Source organism: Nesterenkonia muleiensis (assembly GCF_003600155.1).
GTDB lineage: Bacteria > Actinomycetota > Actinomycetes > Actinomycetales > Micrococcaceae > Nesterenkonia > Nesterenkonia muleiensis.
Genome location: NZ_QWLD01000040.1, coordinates 182,777 through 197,323, shown reverse-complemented (window position 1 = coordinate 197,323; position 14,547 = coordinate 182,777). Strand labels below are relative to the sequence as shown.

At 65.4% G+C, this 14,547-nt stretch carries 14 protein-coding genes; all 14 read right to left on the bottom strand.

The window, feature by feature from the left end; translation table 11 throughout:
• Positions 1 to 27: 27 nt before the first annotated feature.
• Positions 28 to 855, bottom strand: a complete 828-nt coding sequence (locus tag DVO78_RS12090) for a F0F1 ATP synthase subunit delta (protein ID WP_120005140.1) — start codon at positions 853 to 855, stop codon at positions 28 to 30.
• Positions 855 to 1,412, bottom strand: a complete 558-nt coding sequence (locus DVO78_RS12085) for a F0F1 ATP synthase subunit B (RefSeq protein WP_120005139.1) — start codon at positions 1,410 to 1,412, stop codon at positions 855 to 857. Before DVO78_RS12085 ends, DVO78_RS12090 begins: the two co-directional genes overlap by 1 nt.
• An 80-nt stretch (positions 1,413 to 1,492) precedes the next feature.
• A complete protein-coding gene (gene atpE, locus DVO78_RS12080; protein ID WP_120005138.1) occupies positions 1,493 to 1,696 on the bottom strand; it encodes an ATP synthase F0 subunit C in 204 nt (67 codons plus the stop codon).
• Between the two features lie 86 nt (positions 1,697 to 1,782).
• A complete protein-coding gene (gene atpB / locus DVO78_RS12075; protein WP_238385277.1) occupies positions 1,783 to 2,592 on the bottom strand; it encodes a F0F1 ATP synthase subunit A in 810 nt (269 codons plus the stop codon).
• A gap of 178 nt (positions 2,593 to 2,770) precedes the next feature.
• Positions 2,771 to 3,184, bottom strand: coding sequence for a hypothetical protein (locus DVO78_RS12070; RefSeq protein ID WP_120005136.1), 414 nt, complete (start codon positions 3,182 to 3,184; stop codon positions 2,771 to 2,773).
• Positions 3,178 to 4,404 (bottom strand): MraY family glycosyltransferase, encoded by a 1,227-nt coding sequence (locus tag DVO78_RS12065; protein WP_120005135.1) that lies wholly within the window; start codon positions 4,402 to 4,404, stop codon positions 3,178 to 3,180. The genes DVO78_RS12070 and DVO78_RS12065 overlap by 7 nt, the downstream gene beginning before the upstream one ends.
• Positions 4,401 to 5,105 (bottom strand): L-threonylcarbamoyladenylate synthase, encoded by a 705-nt coding sequence (locus DVO78_RS12060; protein WP_420799091.1) that lies wholly within the window; start codon positions 5,103 to 5,105, stop codon positions 4,401 to 4,403. Before DVO78_RS12060 ends, DVO78_RS12065 begins: the two co-directional genes overlap by 4 nt.
• Before the next feature lie 13 nt (positions 5,106 to 5,118).
• Complete coding sequence (gene prmC / locus DVO78_RS12055) at positions 5,119 to 6,123, bottom strand: peptide chain release factor N(5)-glutamine methyltransferase (protein ID WP_120005376.1); 1,005 nt, start codon at positions 6,121 to 6,123, stop codon at positions 5,119 to 5,121.
• Positions 6,124 to 6,166: 43 nt separating this feature from the next.
• A complete protein-coding gene (prfA, locus tag DVO78_RS12050) occupies positions 6,167 to 7,243 on the bottom strand; it encodes a peptide chain release factor 1 (RefSeq protein WP_120005377.1) in 1,077 nt (358 codons plus the stop codon).
• Between the two features lie 191 nt (positions 7,244 to 7,434).
• Entirely contained in the window at positions 7,435 to 9,309 is a 1,875-nt protein-coding gene (gene rho, locus DVO78_RS12045; RefSeq protein ID WP_120005375.1) for a transcription termination factor Rho, read from the bottom strand.
• Positions 9,310 to 9,513: 204 nt separating this feature from the next.
• Positions 9,514 to 10,551 carry a homoserine kinase gene (gene thrB / locus DVO78_RS12040; RefSeq protein ID WP_157984019.1) on the bottom strand — a complete coding sequence of 346 codons (1,038 nt, stop codon included), beginning with the start codon at positions 10,549 to 10,551 and terminating at the stop codon, positions 9,514 to 9,516.
• Positions 10,552 to 10,571: 20 nt separating this feature from the next.
• Positions 10,572 to 11,654: a threonine synthase gene (thrC, locus tag DVO78_RS12035; RefSeq protein WP_120005133.1), complete on the bottom strand. Its 1,083-nt coding sequence runs from the start codon at positions 11,652 to 11,654 to the stop codon at positions 10,572 to 10,574.
• Between the two features lie 15 nt (positions 11,655 to 11,669).
• Complete coding sequence (locus DVO78_RS12030; RefSeq protein WP_238385297.1) at positions 11,670 to 13,025, bottom strand: homoserine dehydrogenase; 1,356 nt, start codon at positions 13,023 to 13,025, stop codon at positions 11,670 to 11,672.
• Positions 13,026 to 13,067: 42 nt separating this feature from the next.
• On the bottom strand, positions 13,068 to 14,522 hold the full coding sequence (gene lysA / locus DVO78_RS12025) for a diaminopimelate decarboxylase (protein WP_120005132.1): 1,455 nt from the start codon (positions 14,520 to 14,522) through the stop codon (positions 13,068 to 13,070).
• Positions 14,523 to 14,547: the final 25 nt, after the last annotated feature.

Below are 14,547 nucleotides of genomic sequence, written 5' to 3'. Positions count from 1 at the left end.
TTCTGATGATGTTCTCGGGCCGCTGTCTCAGCGGGTGATGGTCTGGTTCAGGGTGTTCAGCCGGGCGGCGACAGTGCTGTCGACGACCTCGTCGCCCACCTGGACGCGGATACCGCCGACCACACTGGAGTCGACGACGACGTCGAGCTTCAGCTCCCTGCCGAAGTACTTGTCAAGGCTGACCGAGAGTTTCTCTAGGTAGTCGCTGCTGAGGTCTTTGGCAACGGTCACCTGGGCGATCCAGCGCTGCTGGCGGGCAGCGATCTGCTCAGCGAACCGCTCGATCAGCGCCGAGGGACGCAGCCCTCGCGGTGAGGTGACCGCCCGATCGATCAGCAGCCGGGACTCGGGCGACACCTGCGGACTGAGCGTAGCGGCCAACTTCTGCTTGGCAGCAGCCGGTGCCTGTCGCTCGGTGAGTGCGTGCTGCAGCTGGTGGGATTCGGCCACTGCGCGCCGGAAGCCCAGTAGGGCTGACTCCAGCTCCTCGAGGCCTTCGAGACCGTCACGCTCAGCCTTGGCCGCCACCACGGTCACTGCGAGATTCTCCACAGCATCCCCAAGATCCCGCTCAGCACTCCATCTCTGGGAGACCACAGCCTCCAGAACGCTGACGGCGGTCTTCTGCGCCTTGGAGCCGAACAGTGACCTGACTACAGCGGCGCGGTCAGCAGGCTCGCGGGCGGGATCGGTCAGCGAACGGCGCAGGGCAGCAGATCCATCGATCACATCCAGGGCGCTGAAGAGCTCATCGGCTACCGCGAGTTCTGCACCGGTGAGCGTCTCCGCAAGCTCACTGTGCAGTGAACTCAGGGATTCCCCGGACTTGCTGGAGCCGCTGAACTGGATTGCCATTACTGTGCCGCCCCCTGAACCTGCTCAGCATCCAGGTCGGCCAGGAAACGGTCCACCACGCGCTGGGAGCGGGCGTCATCGTCCAATGCCTCTCCCACTACTTTGGAAGCCAACTGGGTAGCCAGCGTCCCGACGTCGGCACGCAATGACACTGCTGCGGCAGCGCGGTCGGCTTCAATCTGGGCATGGGCCTGCTCACGGATGCGGGCGCTCTCAGAAGCGGCCTTCTCCTGGGCCTCGGCCACAATCTGGGCCGCTTCGGCACGTGCTTCCTCCCGCAGAGCCGATGCCTCGGCACGGGAGTCGGCCAGCTGCTTCTCGTACTGAGCCTTCAGCGCGGCCGCCTCAGCCTTGGCCTCTTCGGCCTGGTTGATGCCGCCCTCAATCGCTTCAACCCGATTTTCGTACGCCTGCTCAAAAGCGGGATAGATCCACTTGTAGACGATGAAGAGCAGCACCAGGAAACCCAACCCGGCAACCAGTGCCTCCCAGGGGTTGGGGAACAGCGGGTTGGCGTCCTCATACTCCGCTGCCTGGATCAGTGCTGTGCTGATCATGTGTTCACCCATCTTTTCTAGTCTGACGGTCTTATCGGGTCTGCAGCAATCACAGCCCGGAGAGGTTCATCGGATTGGCGTCAGAGCACGAAGGCGAAGACGAGTGAGATGATGAAGATCGCTTCGGCAAGGGCAACGCCCAAAATAGCCAGGGGCAGCAGGCTGCGCTGTGCCTCGGGCTGGCGTGCCACACCGTTCAGGAAAGCTGCGAAGATGAGGCCGACGCCGATGGCCGAGCCGAAGCCAGCGAGGCCCATACCGAGCATGTTCAGGGTGCCGTCCATGTGTTTCTCTCTTTCTGTCTCGCTCCTGGTGTCTTTCACCGGGACGTTACGCGGGAACTACTTAGGGGTATTGGTCTTACAAAGGTCTAGTGAGCGTCGGCTTCGATCGAGCTCTGGATGTAGATGGCGGTCAGCAGGGCAAAGATGAAGGCCTGAAGCACCATCATCAGCAGCTCCAAGAAGTACAGCGGAATGGAGCCGAGAAGAACCACGATGCCGAGGCCGGTGTTGGCGATGCCCTCCTGCTGGGTGATCAGGAACTCCGCGCCGGAGCCGGCCAGCATCACGATGATGTGTCCGGCCAGCATCACCGCCATCAGACGCAGCGAGTGCGTCATGGGGCGGATCAGGAAGTTGGAGATGAACTCGATCGGCACCAGCAGCGGCAGGATCCACTTGGGAACCCCCGAGGGCACTGTCATCAGCCTGACGAACTTCACGCTGTGCAGCCGGAAGCCGAGCACCACCCAGGTGATCCAGATGATGGCGGCCATGGCGTAGGCAGGCCCGGCGTGGCTGAAGGTGGGCATCTGCAGGAAGGGGATCGCGCCGAAGATGTTGTTGAACAGGACGAAGAAGAACACTGTGAACAGCAGCGGAACCCAGGGCTTGAAGTGTTTCTCGCCGAGAATGTCGCGTCCCAGGGTGTTGCGGGCGAAGCCGTAGCCGGATTCGGCCAGGAACTGCGCCCGGGACGGAACCAGCGCCTGCTTACGGATGGCCCACATGAACAGAAAGGCGATCAGAACGACGGCGAGGATCACCATCAGCATGTTCTTGCCGAAGCCCTCACCCCAGGGCTCCATCCACGGGAAGATCTCTGGAAGGTGGGTCTCGCTGATAGTGGGCGGCTGGAAGCCACCCTCTTCGGCGGCACTCAGGGCAAGCGATGACAACGCTGGTCCTCTCATCGGTCGTCGAATAATCGAGACATGGTGATCTCGGCTTCGGGCGAGGGAAGTCGGTGCAGCGATGATCTGCCGCGACCGCGCCAAGCCTACCAAAGCTCAGCACCGTCCTGGGCACGTTATCGCGCTGTGACAACACTACTACACGTCGTAGAAAATTTACGCATCACGACTCATCGACCGCAGGCGGGGAGAAGATGGGGACCCGGAGTCTCATGAATGTGAGCACCAGTGCCACCTGCCACACGATGAGCACACCAAGCGCTGTCAGGCCTGCCCATCCCGGACGAACCCAGTCCGGCACGGGGACGGACACGAACACCATGGCCGCTGCGGTGAGTTTCAGGGCATATGCTGCAATGGCCAGCATCAGGATCTGATGCGGCATATGCCGGTCAGCCCAGTCGATCACCGCCAGGGTCACGAAGGACAACGCGATGATCACGCCCCCACCGGCCGCTGCCGAGGCTGCGGCCTGCCACCCGTGCAGCACGGCCGCGGCGCCCGACGCCAGACCCAGGGCCACAAGACCTGCCGCCGTCGTCCCGGTCAGCACACGTCGCCATCCGGTGCCTACCATGGGCGCTCCTCCTTCGTCCCAGGTATCTGGTCTTTTCCAGATGTTTGAGCGCCTCCGTGCCGCTCATGCTTCATCCGGGCTTTCTTCTGATCCAGAGCTCGCCGGGCAGCGACACGGCGCTGGCGCCTGGCCCGGCGGCGCAGCCACGGCCCCAGGCTGAGCACAGTGGCGGCGCCGAGGGTTACCGTCATCACGGAGGAGACCAGCTGCCAGGGCAGGAAGTTGAAGGAGACGGAGCCGAAGGCGACCACCGCCGCCCACAGGTAGAGCAGCAGCACCGCCTGGGGATGGGAGTAGCCGGAGTCGAGCAGCTTGTGGTGGAGGTGGCCCCGGTCAGGTGAGAAGGGGCTCTGCCCGCGCCAGGTGCGCCGTATCACCGCGAGCACCAGGTCAAGCAGCGGCAGGACCATCACGGCCAGGGGCAGCAGCACCGGCATATACGCAGGAATGTTACGGAACCTGAACTGTTCCTGGTGGAGCTCCAGGGAGCTGGTGGCGATCAGCGCGCCCACGGCCATCACGAAGCCCAGCAGCATGGCCCCGGTGTCGCCCATGATGAGCTTGGAGGGGTGGAAGTTGTGCGGCAGGAAGCCCAGGCAGGAGCCGACCAGCACCGCCATGAGCAGGGTGGCCAGGTGCGAAGGCTCGAACTCCCGGATGGACAGCGTCAGCAGATAGCTGTACACGAAGAACGCGGCGCCGCCGATGGCAGCGACCCCTGCGGCGAGCCCGTCCAGCCCATCGATGAAGTTGAAGGCGCTGATGGTCAGCACCACCAGGAACACCGTCAGCAGCCCCTGCAGAAGCGGTCCGCCGACACCGAGCCAGCCCACCGGCATGACCTCAAGCTGAATGCCGTAGAGCACCAGGATGACCCCCGCACCCACCTGGGCGATGAGCTTGAGCAACCAGTGAATGTCCCAGGCGTCGTCGGCCATACCGGTGATCACGATCAGCGTCATAGCCAGGATGACACCGAGGACCTGGGTGCGGTCGGTGAAGATTCCGGAGAACAGCGGAATCAGCGCGGAGACGGCGATCCCGGCGAGCATTCCGACATAGATAGCCACTCCGCCCCAACGGGGTTTGACCTCGGTGTGGATGTCCCGGGAACGGATCCCGGTGTAGATTCCCAACCGCAGAGAGAGCTTGCGCACCGGCGGTGTCAGTGCATAGGTGACTACTGCCGAGACGGTCAGCACAAGCAGAAAATAGATCATCCGCGGGGTGCCGCCCCCTGGTCGGAATCATCCCCAGCAGAGGCACTCTCCTCGTCGCCGGGGCCCAGAACCTCCGGTACCACGGCCTGCAGCTCATGCAGGGGGATGGCACCGTCGCGCACCACCACAGGATTCTCCCGGGTGCAGTCGACGATGGTGGAGGCCCGCTGCCGGGCGCGTTCACCGTCATCGAGGTAGACGGCCACTGACTCGGCGAGCATCTCTTGGGCGGCAGCGGCAGTGGTGGCCGCGGCCAGCCCAGTGCGGTTGGCGCTGGAGACCGCCATGGGCCCGACGGCGCCCAGCAGTTCCAGGGCAGTCTCATCGGCGGGCATCCGCAGCGCCACGGTGCCCCTGGTCTCCCCCAGGTCCCAGGCCAGGGATGGCTGGGCGCGCAGGATCAGGGTCAGTCCCCCGGGCCAGAAGGTCTCAGCCAGCGCCCGGGCAGTCTCGGGGATGTCTGCGGCCAGGGCCTCCATCACCTCCGCCCGTGCGATGAGCACCGGAGGGGGCATGGTTCGGTTCCGGCCCTTGGCGGCCAGCAGCACGGCCACCGCCTGGGGGTTGAAGGCATCGACGCCGATCCCGTAGACCGTGTCTGTGGGCAGCACGACCGGTTCACCCCGGCCGATGGCCTGGCGTGCGGATTCGATGCCCGGCTCACGCTGCTGCGGCTGGGTCATGGCAAAGGTCTCACTCACGGGCTGTATTCTTTCACGCTGGTGCCGCCGGTCCGCCCACATCCGCGCCCTGCCCCAGTCCTGCCGCACCAAGGAAACCCGTGCCTTCCGGCTCGGCACTGGCCGCATCACTCTGACGAAGTCCCGCCCCAGCACGGAATGCGGGGCCAGCCGCGAACACCGCCGAAGTGGCCCGGGGACGGCCAGTGAGGTCCAGGTGGGACTGAACGTCTTCCAGATCCGGGTCGGCTCGGCAGATCTCAGCCAGCGCCACCGCCTGAACCTCTGCGTGCTCCAGGATGAGCCAGCCGCCGCCCACCAGTATCTGCTTGGCAGTACCGATCACCGCCCGGGGCAGGTCCAAGCCGTCGGCTCCCCCGCCGTAGAGCGCGATCTCGGGGTCATGTTCACGCACCTCCTGTTCCTGGGGCACCATATCGGGGGGAATATACGGCGGGTTGGAGACGACGACGTCGAATCTCACCTCTGGATCCATGAGATCAGGAAAATCGCGGAGATCACAGTGGTGCAGCGTCACGGTGGCCGAGCCCGGAGGCAAGGTGTCAAAATTCATCTCGGCCCAGGCTGCCGCCTCCCCAGAGACCTCCACCGCATGGATCTCCACAGCGGGAAACTCAGCGGCGATCGAGGCGGCGATCGCGCCCGAGCCGGTGCCGAGGTCCACCACCCGGGCACTGTTCTGCCCCAGGCCATCGAGCCGGTGCAGCTGTTCCAGCACCAGCTCCACGAGGGTCTCAGTCTCCGGACGAGGGATGAAGGCCCCGGGTCCCACCCGTAAGTCAAGTGTCCGGAAGGGCGCACGGCCGGTCAGATGCTGCAGCGGTACCCTGCGGGCGCGTTCCTGCTGCAGCGCCAGGAACCGTTCCACGTCAGTCTCCTCCAGGCTGGCCCCGGAGACCGCCTTGGCCTGGACCTCTCCCCTGCTGAGGCCCAGCACATGCCCGGCCAGCAGCTCAGCGTCCACCAGGGGGCTGGGAACTCCCGCCTGGGCAAGGCGTGCGGCGGCTTGACGAATCATCACTGAGATCTCCACTGACTCACTCACCTCCCACGCCGCGTCGTCAGCCCTCAGACAGTGCGGCCAGCCGCTCCTGCTCGTCCATCTGGATGCAGGAGGCGATGACCGCCTCGAGGTCGCCGTTGATCACCGCATCCAGGTTGTATGCCTTATACCCGGTCCGGTGATCGGCGATCCGGTTCTCGGGGAAGTTGTAGGTGCGGATCCGCTCGGAGCGGTCCATGGTCCGCACCTGGGACTTGCGGACTGCAGCGGATTCGGCGTCCAGCTGCTCCTGCTGGTGGGCCAGCAGCCGGGAGCGCAGCACCCGCATGGCCGCCTCCTTGTTCTGCAGCTGGGACTTCTCGTTCTGCATGGCCACCACGATGCCAGTGGGCAAGTGGGTGATGCGCACTGCGGAGTCGGTGGTGTTCACACTCTGCCCGCCCGGTCCGGAGGAGCGGTAGACATCAATCTTGAGGTCATTCTGACTGACCTCGATCTCCTCGGGCTCATCGACCTCCGGCAGCACCAGTACGCCTGCCGCAGAGGTATGAATCCGGCCCTGGGACTCAGTCTCCGGTACGCGCTGGACCCGGTGGACACCGCCTTCGAACTTCAGATGGGCGTAGACGCCTTCGGCCGGATCGTTGGTATTGGCTTTCACCGCGACCTGGACGTCCTTGTAGCCGCCGAGATCGGAGGGGGTGGAGGAGATGAGCTCGGTCTTCCACCCCTTGGACTCCGCAAAGCGGGTGTACATCCGCAGCAGGTCACCGGCGAAGAGTGCGGCCTCATCACCGCCGGCACCGCCCTTGATCTCTAAGATCGCGTTGCGGGCATCGTTCTCGTCACGGGGAATGAGCATCCGCAGCAGCCGCTCAGAAGCCTCCTCCAGCTCCTCCTGGAGCCGGGGCACCTCTGCGGCGAAGTCGTCGTCGTCATCAGCGAGCTCTTGGGCTGTCTCCAGGTCGTCCTGCAACTGTGTCCACCGGCTGTGGGCCTCCACGACTCCGTTGAGCTGGGCGTAGCGGCGGCCCAGCTTGCGGGCCAGGGCCTGGTCAGCATGGGTCTCCGGCTCCGCGAGCCTGGCCTGCAGGTCCTGATGCTCAGCCAGCAGCGTACCCACAGAGTCGAACATGCGGGGGTTGATCTCAGTGCTCATGAGGTAGTTCCTTTGTCCTCCCAGGCTTCAGTGGCCGATTGCGACGTTATTTCACTCTGTTTCGAGGGGAATTAGCGGCAGAATCGGCCACTCGACGGTGAATGTGGGGGCAGGATACAGCAGAACCCGGGCCGAGAACTGGCTCGACCCGGGTTCGTGTGAGGCTGCTAGTCGCCGTTGCCGCCCAGGGTGGTCTTCTGGGTCAGCAGCAGGAACTCTGCGTTGGAGCTGGTCTCCTTGATCTTCTTCAGCAGCAGGTCCAAGCCCTGCTCCTGCTCCAGACCGGAGAGCACCCGGCGCAGTTTCCACATGATCTGAACCTCCTGGGGGGAGAGCAGGTTCTCCTCACGGCGGGTGGAGGACTCGGAGACGCTGATCGCCGGGAAGATGCGCTTGTCAGCCAGCCGGCGGGAGAGCCGGAGCTCCATATTGCCGGTGCCCTTGAACTCCTCGAAGATGACCTCGTCCATCTTGGAGCCGGTCTCCACCAGTGCGGTGGCCAGGATGGTCAGCGAGCCGCCGTGCTCGATATTGCGGGCCGCACCGAAGAACCGCTTGGGCGGGTAGAGCGCATTGGCGTCCACACCGCCGGAGAGGATACGGCCCGAGGCCGGAGCCGCGGTGTTGTAGGCCCGGCCCAGGCGAGTCATCGAGTCCAGCAGAACCACCACATCCTTGCCCAGCTCCACCAGGCGCTTGGCGCGCTCGATAGCCAGTTCGGCGACCGTGGTGTGATCATCGGCCGGACGGTCGAAGGTGGAGGCGATGACCTCACCGTCGACGGTGCGCTGCATATCGGTGACCTCTTCAGGCCGCTCGTCGACCAGCACCATCATCAGGTGCACCTCGGGGTTGTTGGTCTTGATCGCGCTGGCCAGGGACTGCAGGATCATCGTCTTACCGGCCTTGGGCGGGGAGACGATGAGACCGCGCTGACCCTTGCCGATGGGCGCCACCAGGTCGATGACACGCGGACCGAGGTTCTTCGGATCGCCCTCCAGCCGCAGGCGGTCCTGCGGATAGAGCGGAGTCAGCTTGTTGAAGTCCACACGCTCGGTGTTGGCTTCGACCGGGCGGCCGTTGACTTTCTCCACCTTGACCAGTGCGGCGAACTTCTGACGTTTGTTCGGCTTCTGGTTCTCGTGGGGGGCCTTGATGAAGCCGGTGACCACATCACCCTTGCGCAGGTTGTTCTTCTTGACCTGCTGAAGGGAGACGTAGACGTCGTTCTGACCCGGCAGGTAGCCGGAGGTCCGCACAAAGGCGTAATTGTCCAGCACGTCGATGATACCGGCAATCGGGATCAGCTGGTCCTCATCAGTGACCTGTTCCTCGTCGTACTCAGGCCCGCGCTGACGGTCGCGGCCCCGCCGGTTGCGGTCGTTGCGCTGACGGCGGCGGTTGCGCCGGTCATTGCGATCGTCGTCAGTGCCGTCACGGTTCTGGGAGCCCTGGTCGTGGCGCTGATCCTGGCTGTCCCGCCCGTCGTCCTGACGCTTGTTCTTCTCCTGACGCTGATCCGATTTGTCCTGGGCCTGGCGCTTATCCTGCTGAGGCTGGTCCTGCTTCTCGGAGGGGGCGTTCTCGGACTTGGCGGGCTGGTTTTGTTCACCGCCTTCGCCCTTGGCCTGCTCACCCCGGCTGCGGCGGTGACGGTTATTGCCCTTGGACTGGCCCTTGGAGTCGTCTGACTGCTCGGGGGCCTTCTGGGAACGGCCGTTCTTGCCCGCCTTTTTCTCGGTCTCCTGCTCGGCAGGGGCCTCGGCGGTCTCAGACGCGGCGTTCTTCGGGGCGGAGCTGCGCTGCTTGTCTGGCTTCTGCTCAGTCTTCTTGCTGCGGTCGGCCACTGCGCCGCCGCGCTGGTGGGCGGAGATCGCCTCGACCAGATCGGACTTGCGCATCCGGGATGACCCTGCGATCCCGAGCTGGGAGGCCAATGCCTTCAGCTGCGCCAGTTTCAATCCGGCGAGGCCGCCGCCATTGCTGTCAACGTTGTTCTTCACGTCCTGAGCCTCAGGGGCTTCAGTGGAGGTTTCTGTCACGAAGGTTCCTTCTCCCTCGTCGGGCAGGCCGCGTTCAGATGCGGCCAACGGTTTCCATGTCAGGCTTTTGCGTCAATGCGTTGGAAAAATCCCCTCAGTACACTCAAGTACGCACACGGGCCACGCACATCAGGATGTGCAGGTCTCTTCAGCCCGGATTGGAGAGCGCGATCTGCGCAAAAGCTACTCGATGATAACTAGTGATCACCGCAGTGGTTCTACTGTAGCACCTGAGCGGGCTATTGGCAGATTCCGCGGCACGAAAGTGTCGTCGCCGGGGTGTTCAGCACAGAATGAGCGGATCGCTGACACGGCTGTCTCAGCCTGGTCGGCCAGAGTGAGCACCAGCACCGCAGGGCCGGCTCCGGAGATCACCGCGGCCAAGCCCTGATCACGCAGCGCCTCCACCAGTGCCAGAGACAGCGGAAAAGCCTGCCGTCGGTACTGCTGGTGCAGGTAGTCCTCGGTGGCGTCCAGCAGCAGAGCCGGCTCTGCGGTGATGGCATGCACAAGCAGCGCGGCCCGCGAGCTGTTCTTGGCAGCGTGTTCGTGGGAGACGCGGCCGGGCAGCAGGTCCCGGGCGATCTGGGTCGACTGCTGATACGTCGGCACAGCAAGCACGCAGGTCAGCTCCGGGTGCACCGCCAGCGGGGCGGTCTTGAACACCGGCTCGGAGGTGTCGCCGGTCGTCCACGACACCGCCACTCCTCCGCGCAGCGCCGGCACATAGTTGTCCGGGTGGCCCTCGATGCGCGAGCCGATCTGCAGCTGCTCATCCTCGGTCAGCCCCCCGGGGATCAACTGGTCGGCGGTCATCACCGCCGTGGCGATCGCTGCCGCTGAGGAGCCCAGACCCCGCGAATGCGGGATGGTGTTCTCGGCACGGACCTCCAAGTCGGGCAGCAGGTATCCTTTCGCCGCCAGAATCCGCTCCACGGCGGCGATGACCAGGTGGGAGGCATCGCTGGGCAGCTCGGCCGCCCCCTCACCGATGACGACGACGTCGACATCTGCATCTGCTGGATTCCGGCGGGGCCGTGCGATCACCTGGACCTGGTCGCGCCATTCCAGGGCCAGCCCCAGGCTGTCGTAGCCGGGACCGAGATTGGCGCTGGTCGCCGGTACGCTCAGCTGGAAACGGGTCTCGCGGCTCAACGGTTCACGCAGCTGTTCGCTCGGAGCCCCGGCCGCGGCACCGGGTGCTAGTCCCTGACCGAGGTGCCCTGCCTGTTGCGTGCTCACATGTGCTCCCATGCGGTTGTTCAGAGTCCCAGTGTGCGGGCGACGGTCTCTACGTCCTGCGGCACCTGGGTGGGTGCTGCCTGGTCTCCCTCCGCGTTCTTCAGCTCGGGGTTGTTGATGGCCCAGTCGGGGTCTTTCAGCCCGTGTCCGGTGACCGTGATGACCCACCGCTTTCCGGTGGGCACCTGCCCTGCCGCATGGTTCTTGAGCAGCCCGGCGACCCCTGCGGCGGAGGCTGGCTCCACGAAGATCCCCTCCCGGGCAGAGAGCCACCGGTGGGCGGCGAGGATCTGTTCATCGGTGACCGCCTCGATCACGCCTCCGGACTCGTCCCGTGCGGCCTCGGCGTACTCCCAGGAGGCCGGGTTGCCGATGCGGATGGCGGTGGCCACCGTCTCGGGCTCGGTGATCGGATGCCCGGCCACGATCGGGGCAGCGCCTGCGGCCTGGAAGCCCCACATCACCGGCAGCGAGGTGCTGAGCGTGTCGTCATAGTACTCCTGGTAGCCCTTCCAGTAAGCGGTGATGTTGCCGGCATTGCCCACCGGCAGCAGGTGATAGTCCGGGGCGTCCCCGAGTGTGTCGACCACTTCGAAGGCAGCAGTCTTCTGGCCTTCGATCCGGGCGGGGTTGACCGAGTTGACTAAGAACACCGGGTAGTTCTCGGCGAGCTTGCGCGCGACCTCCAGGCAGCCGTCGAAGTTCCCGTCGATCTGGATCAGCTCTGCGCCGTGGGCTACGGCCTGAGAGAGTTTGCCCATGGCGATCTTGCCCGCCGGCACCAGCACCGCGCAGGTCAGCCCGGCCTGGGTGGCGTAGGCGGCCGCCGAGGCCGAGGTGTTGCCGGTGGAGGCGCAGACCACGGCTTGGGCACCCTCGGCGACCGCTGCGGTGATCGCCATGGTCATGCCGCGGTCCTTGAAGGATCCGGTGGGGTTCATCCCCTCGACTTTCACATGCACTTCACCGTCGACCAGCTCAGAGAGCGCAGGGGCGTAGACCAGCGGGGTGCCGCCCTCGCCGAGGCTGATGATCCGATCACCCTCCTGCACCGGGAGCCGGTCGAAGTATTCGCGGATGACCCCGCGCCACTGGTGTGCCATCTCTTCTCTACTCCCTTATTTCTCGATTTCGACCCGCAGCACGGAGTTGACCACCTGGACCACGTCCAGCCCGCGCAGTTCCTGGACCGTGGCGTGGAGGTCCTTCTCACTGGCCAGGTGGGTCACGATCTGCACCTTGGCGCCGTTGCTGCTGTCCTCCACCTCGCCTTCCACGGTGACGCTGCCGGGTTGGCGCATCGACTCGATGGAGACGTGATGGTCGGCCAGCACCCGGGCGATCTCCGCGATCACTCCTTCGCGGTCGGCGACGTCCATATCGATGTAGTACTGGGTGGTGGCCTTCTCGATGGGCAGCGGTGGCAGATCGACTTCGCTGGAGATGGTCGGGGTGTAAGTCAGCGGGGTCCGCAGTTCTTTTCCGATGGACAGGGTTCGCGCCACCGCGACCACATCGCCCATGATGGCGCTGGAGGTGGGTTTGCCGCCGGCACCCTGACCGTAGAACATCAGTTCACCGGCGTTCTCTGCCACCACGAACACCGCGTTGAACGCGCCGCGCACACTGGCCAGTGGGTGAGTGCGCGGCAGCAGCGTGGGATGCACCCGCAGCACCACCCCAGGTGCTTGATCCTTGCTGTGGTTTTCGGCGATGGCCAGCAGCTTGATCACATAGCCGGAGGCCGCTGCGGCCTCGATGTCGTCCTGGGTGACCTCGGTGATGCCCTCACAGTAGACGTCGTCGAAGCTGAAGGGAGCATGGAAGGCCAGAGTGCCCAGGATCGCCGCCTTGGCCGCGGCGTCGTGCCCGGCCACATCCGCGGTGGGATCGGCCTCGGCATAGCCCAGCTTCTGCGCCTCGGCCAGGGCGTCGCCGAATACCGCACCGGTGGTGTCCATCTGGTCGAGGATGTAATTGGTGGTGCCGTTGACGATGCCCATCACTTTGGTCACCCGGTCACCGGAGAGTGACTCCTCGATCGGCCGCAGAATCGGGATGGCACCGCCCACCGAGGCCTCATAGCGCAGCATCGCGCCGGTCTCCGCGGCGATCGCGTTCAGCTCAGCGCCCCGGGAAGCCAGCAGCGCTTTGTTCCCGGTCACCACTGCGGCGCCCCGGCGCAGTGCGCGTTCGATCAGCTCCTCGGCAGGCTCCAGGCCGCCGATGAGCTCAATGACCAGATCCGAGCTGTCCACCAGCGCCTCGGGGTCTGTGGTGAGCAGCTCACCGGGGATCTTCCAGTCCCGCGGGGCTTCCGGATCGCGGACGGCGACGCCGCCCAGCCGCACCGGAGTGCCCACGCGGGCTGAGATCAGCTCGCGCTCCTCCACCAGGGTCCTGGCCACGTGGGCGCCTACGCTGCCGGCGCCGAGCAGGCCGATCGTGATTGTGTCCTCAGCCGAAACCATCATCACCTCTTAAGTGTTAAGCGTGCGAGTGCGGGTACAACGTCGTCAGGCCTGTCCGGTCGTGTAACCGGTGTCGCGGGCGAGCATCATCTCTTCGGTCTCCCGGCGGATGAGCAGCTGGGCCTGACCGTTCCGGACGGCGACCACCGCGGGCCGGGTCAAGTAGTTGTAGTTGCTCGACAGCGAGTGGCAGTAGGCGCCTGTGGCCGGTACTGCGAGGAGGTCTCCGCGGGACACAGCCGCTGGCAAGTATACGTTTCTGACCACGATGTCTCCGGATTCACAGTGCTTTCCCACAATGCGAGACAACAGGTGCTCACCGGTGACCTGCGCTGAGGCCAGCACGGCGGAATAGTCGGCGTCGTAGAGGACCGGCCTGGCGTTGTCGCCCATCCCGCCGTCCACGGCGATGTAACGCCGGGTGAGACTGTCCTTGACCACCACGTCCTTGGTGGTTCCAGCGGTGTAGAGGGTCACTCCGGCCGGTCCGGCGATGCTGCGTCCAGGCTCGATGCTGATCCGGGGGATGCCGATGCCGTGTTCGGCGCAGGCGCTGCGAACCGCCGCTGCCAGGGCTTGGGCGATCTCCTCCGGCGGCCTGGGGTGGTCGGCTTCGGTGTAGGCGATGCCGTGCCCGCCGCCGAGGTCTAGCTCCTCGAGTACGACGCCGTGATGTGCGGTGATCTGTGCCAGGAAGGCGATCAGCTTCTGGGCGGCCAGTTCGAATCCTGTGGGTTCGAAGATCTGCGAGCCGATATGGCAGTGCAGGCCGAGCAGCTCGACTCCCGGGGCACCGAGGGCGCGTTGCACCGCCGTCCAGGCCGGGGAGCCGAGGTAGGGGTTGGCGCTCGTGGTCTGGGTTCCCGGCGCCGGAGTCAGGGAGAGTCCGAACTTCTGGTCCTCGTGTGCTGTGGCGATGTACTCGTGGGTGGAGGCGTGCACGCCCGGGGTCAGCCGGAGCATCACCAGTGCGCTGCGCCCCAGGCTCGAGGCGATGGCGGAGATGCGGTCGATCTCCTCCACGGAGTCGGCGACGATCCGGCCGATGCCGAGCTCGACCGCGCGGGTGATCTCGGCGTCGGATTTATTGTTGCCGTGCAGGCCGATTCGGGTCGGTTCCACGCCTGCGGCCAGGGCGATGGCCAGCTCTCCTCCGCTGGCGGTGTCGATGTTCAGCCCTTCCTCGGCCGCCCAACGGGCGGCGTGGGTGGTCAGGAAGGCCTTGCCGGCGTAGAAGACGTCGACTGAGGTCTCGGGAGCGAAAGCGTGGCTGAACGCCTCGCGGAACCCGCGGGCCCGGGCCCGGAAGTCATTCTCTGAGACGACGTAGAGCGGGGTGCCGTAGCTGGCGGCCAGCTCGCTCACCGGCACCCCGCCGAGGATCAGCTCACCCTCGGGAGTGCGGGCGGTATCTGCCGGGAAGAGCTTGGCCTCCAGGTCATCGGTGCTCTCCCGTGCGGTCAGCCAGTCCGGGGCGAGGGGCGTTCGCTCGCTTCCCACAGCCCAAGACGGGCTGCGGGTCCCC

Coding starts and splice junctions, on each gene's coding strand:
- prmC (WP_120005376.1), bottom strand. CDS start 6,123: ATGATTCGTCAAGCCGCCGCACGCCTTGCCCAGGCGGGAGTTCCCAGC.
- DVO78_RS12070 (WP_120005136.1), bottom strand. CDS start 3,184: ATGGTAGGCACCGGATGGCGACGTGTGCTGACCGGGACGACGGCGGCA.
- prfA (WP_120005377.1), bottom strand. CDS start 7,243: ATGTTCGACTCTGTGGGTACGCTGCTGGCTGAGCATCAGGACCTGCAG.
- thrC (WP_120005133.1), bottom strand. CDS start 11,654: ATGGCACACCAGTGGCGCGGGGTCATCCGCGAATACTTCGACCGGCTC.
- DVO78_RS12065 (WP_120005135.1), bottom strand. CDS start 4,404: ATGATCTATTTTCTGCTTGTGCTGACCGTCTCGGCAGTAGTCACCTAT.
- DVO78_RS12030 (WP_238385297.1), bottom strand. CDS start 13,025: ATGATGGTTTCGGCTGAGGACACAATCACGATCGGCCTGCTCGGCGCC.
- atpE (WP_120005138.1), bottom strand. CDS start 1,696: ATGGACGGCACCCTGAACATGCTCGGTATGGGCCTCGCTGGCTTCGGC.
- DVO78_RS12090 (WP_120005140.1), bottom strand. CDS start 855: ATGGCAATCCAGTTCAGCGGCTCCAGCAAGTCCGGGGAATCCCTGAGT.
- DVO78_RS12085 (WP_120005139.1), bottom strand. CDS start 1,412: ATGATCAGCACAGCACTGATCCAGGCAGCGGAGTATGAGGACGCCAAC.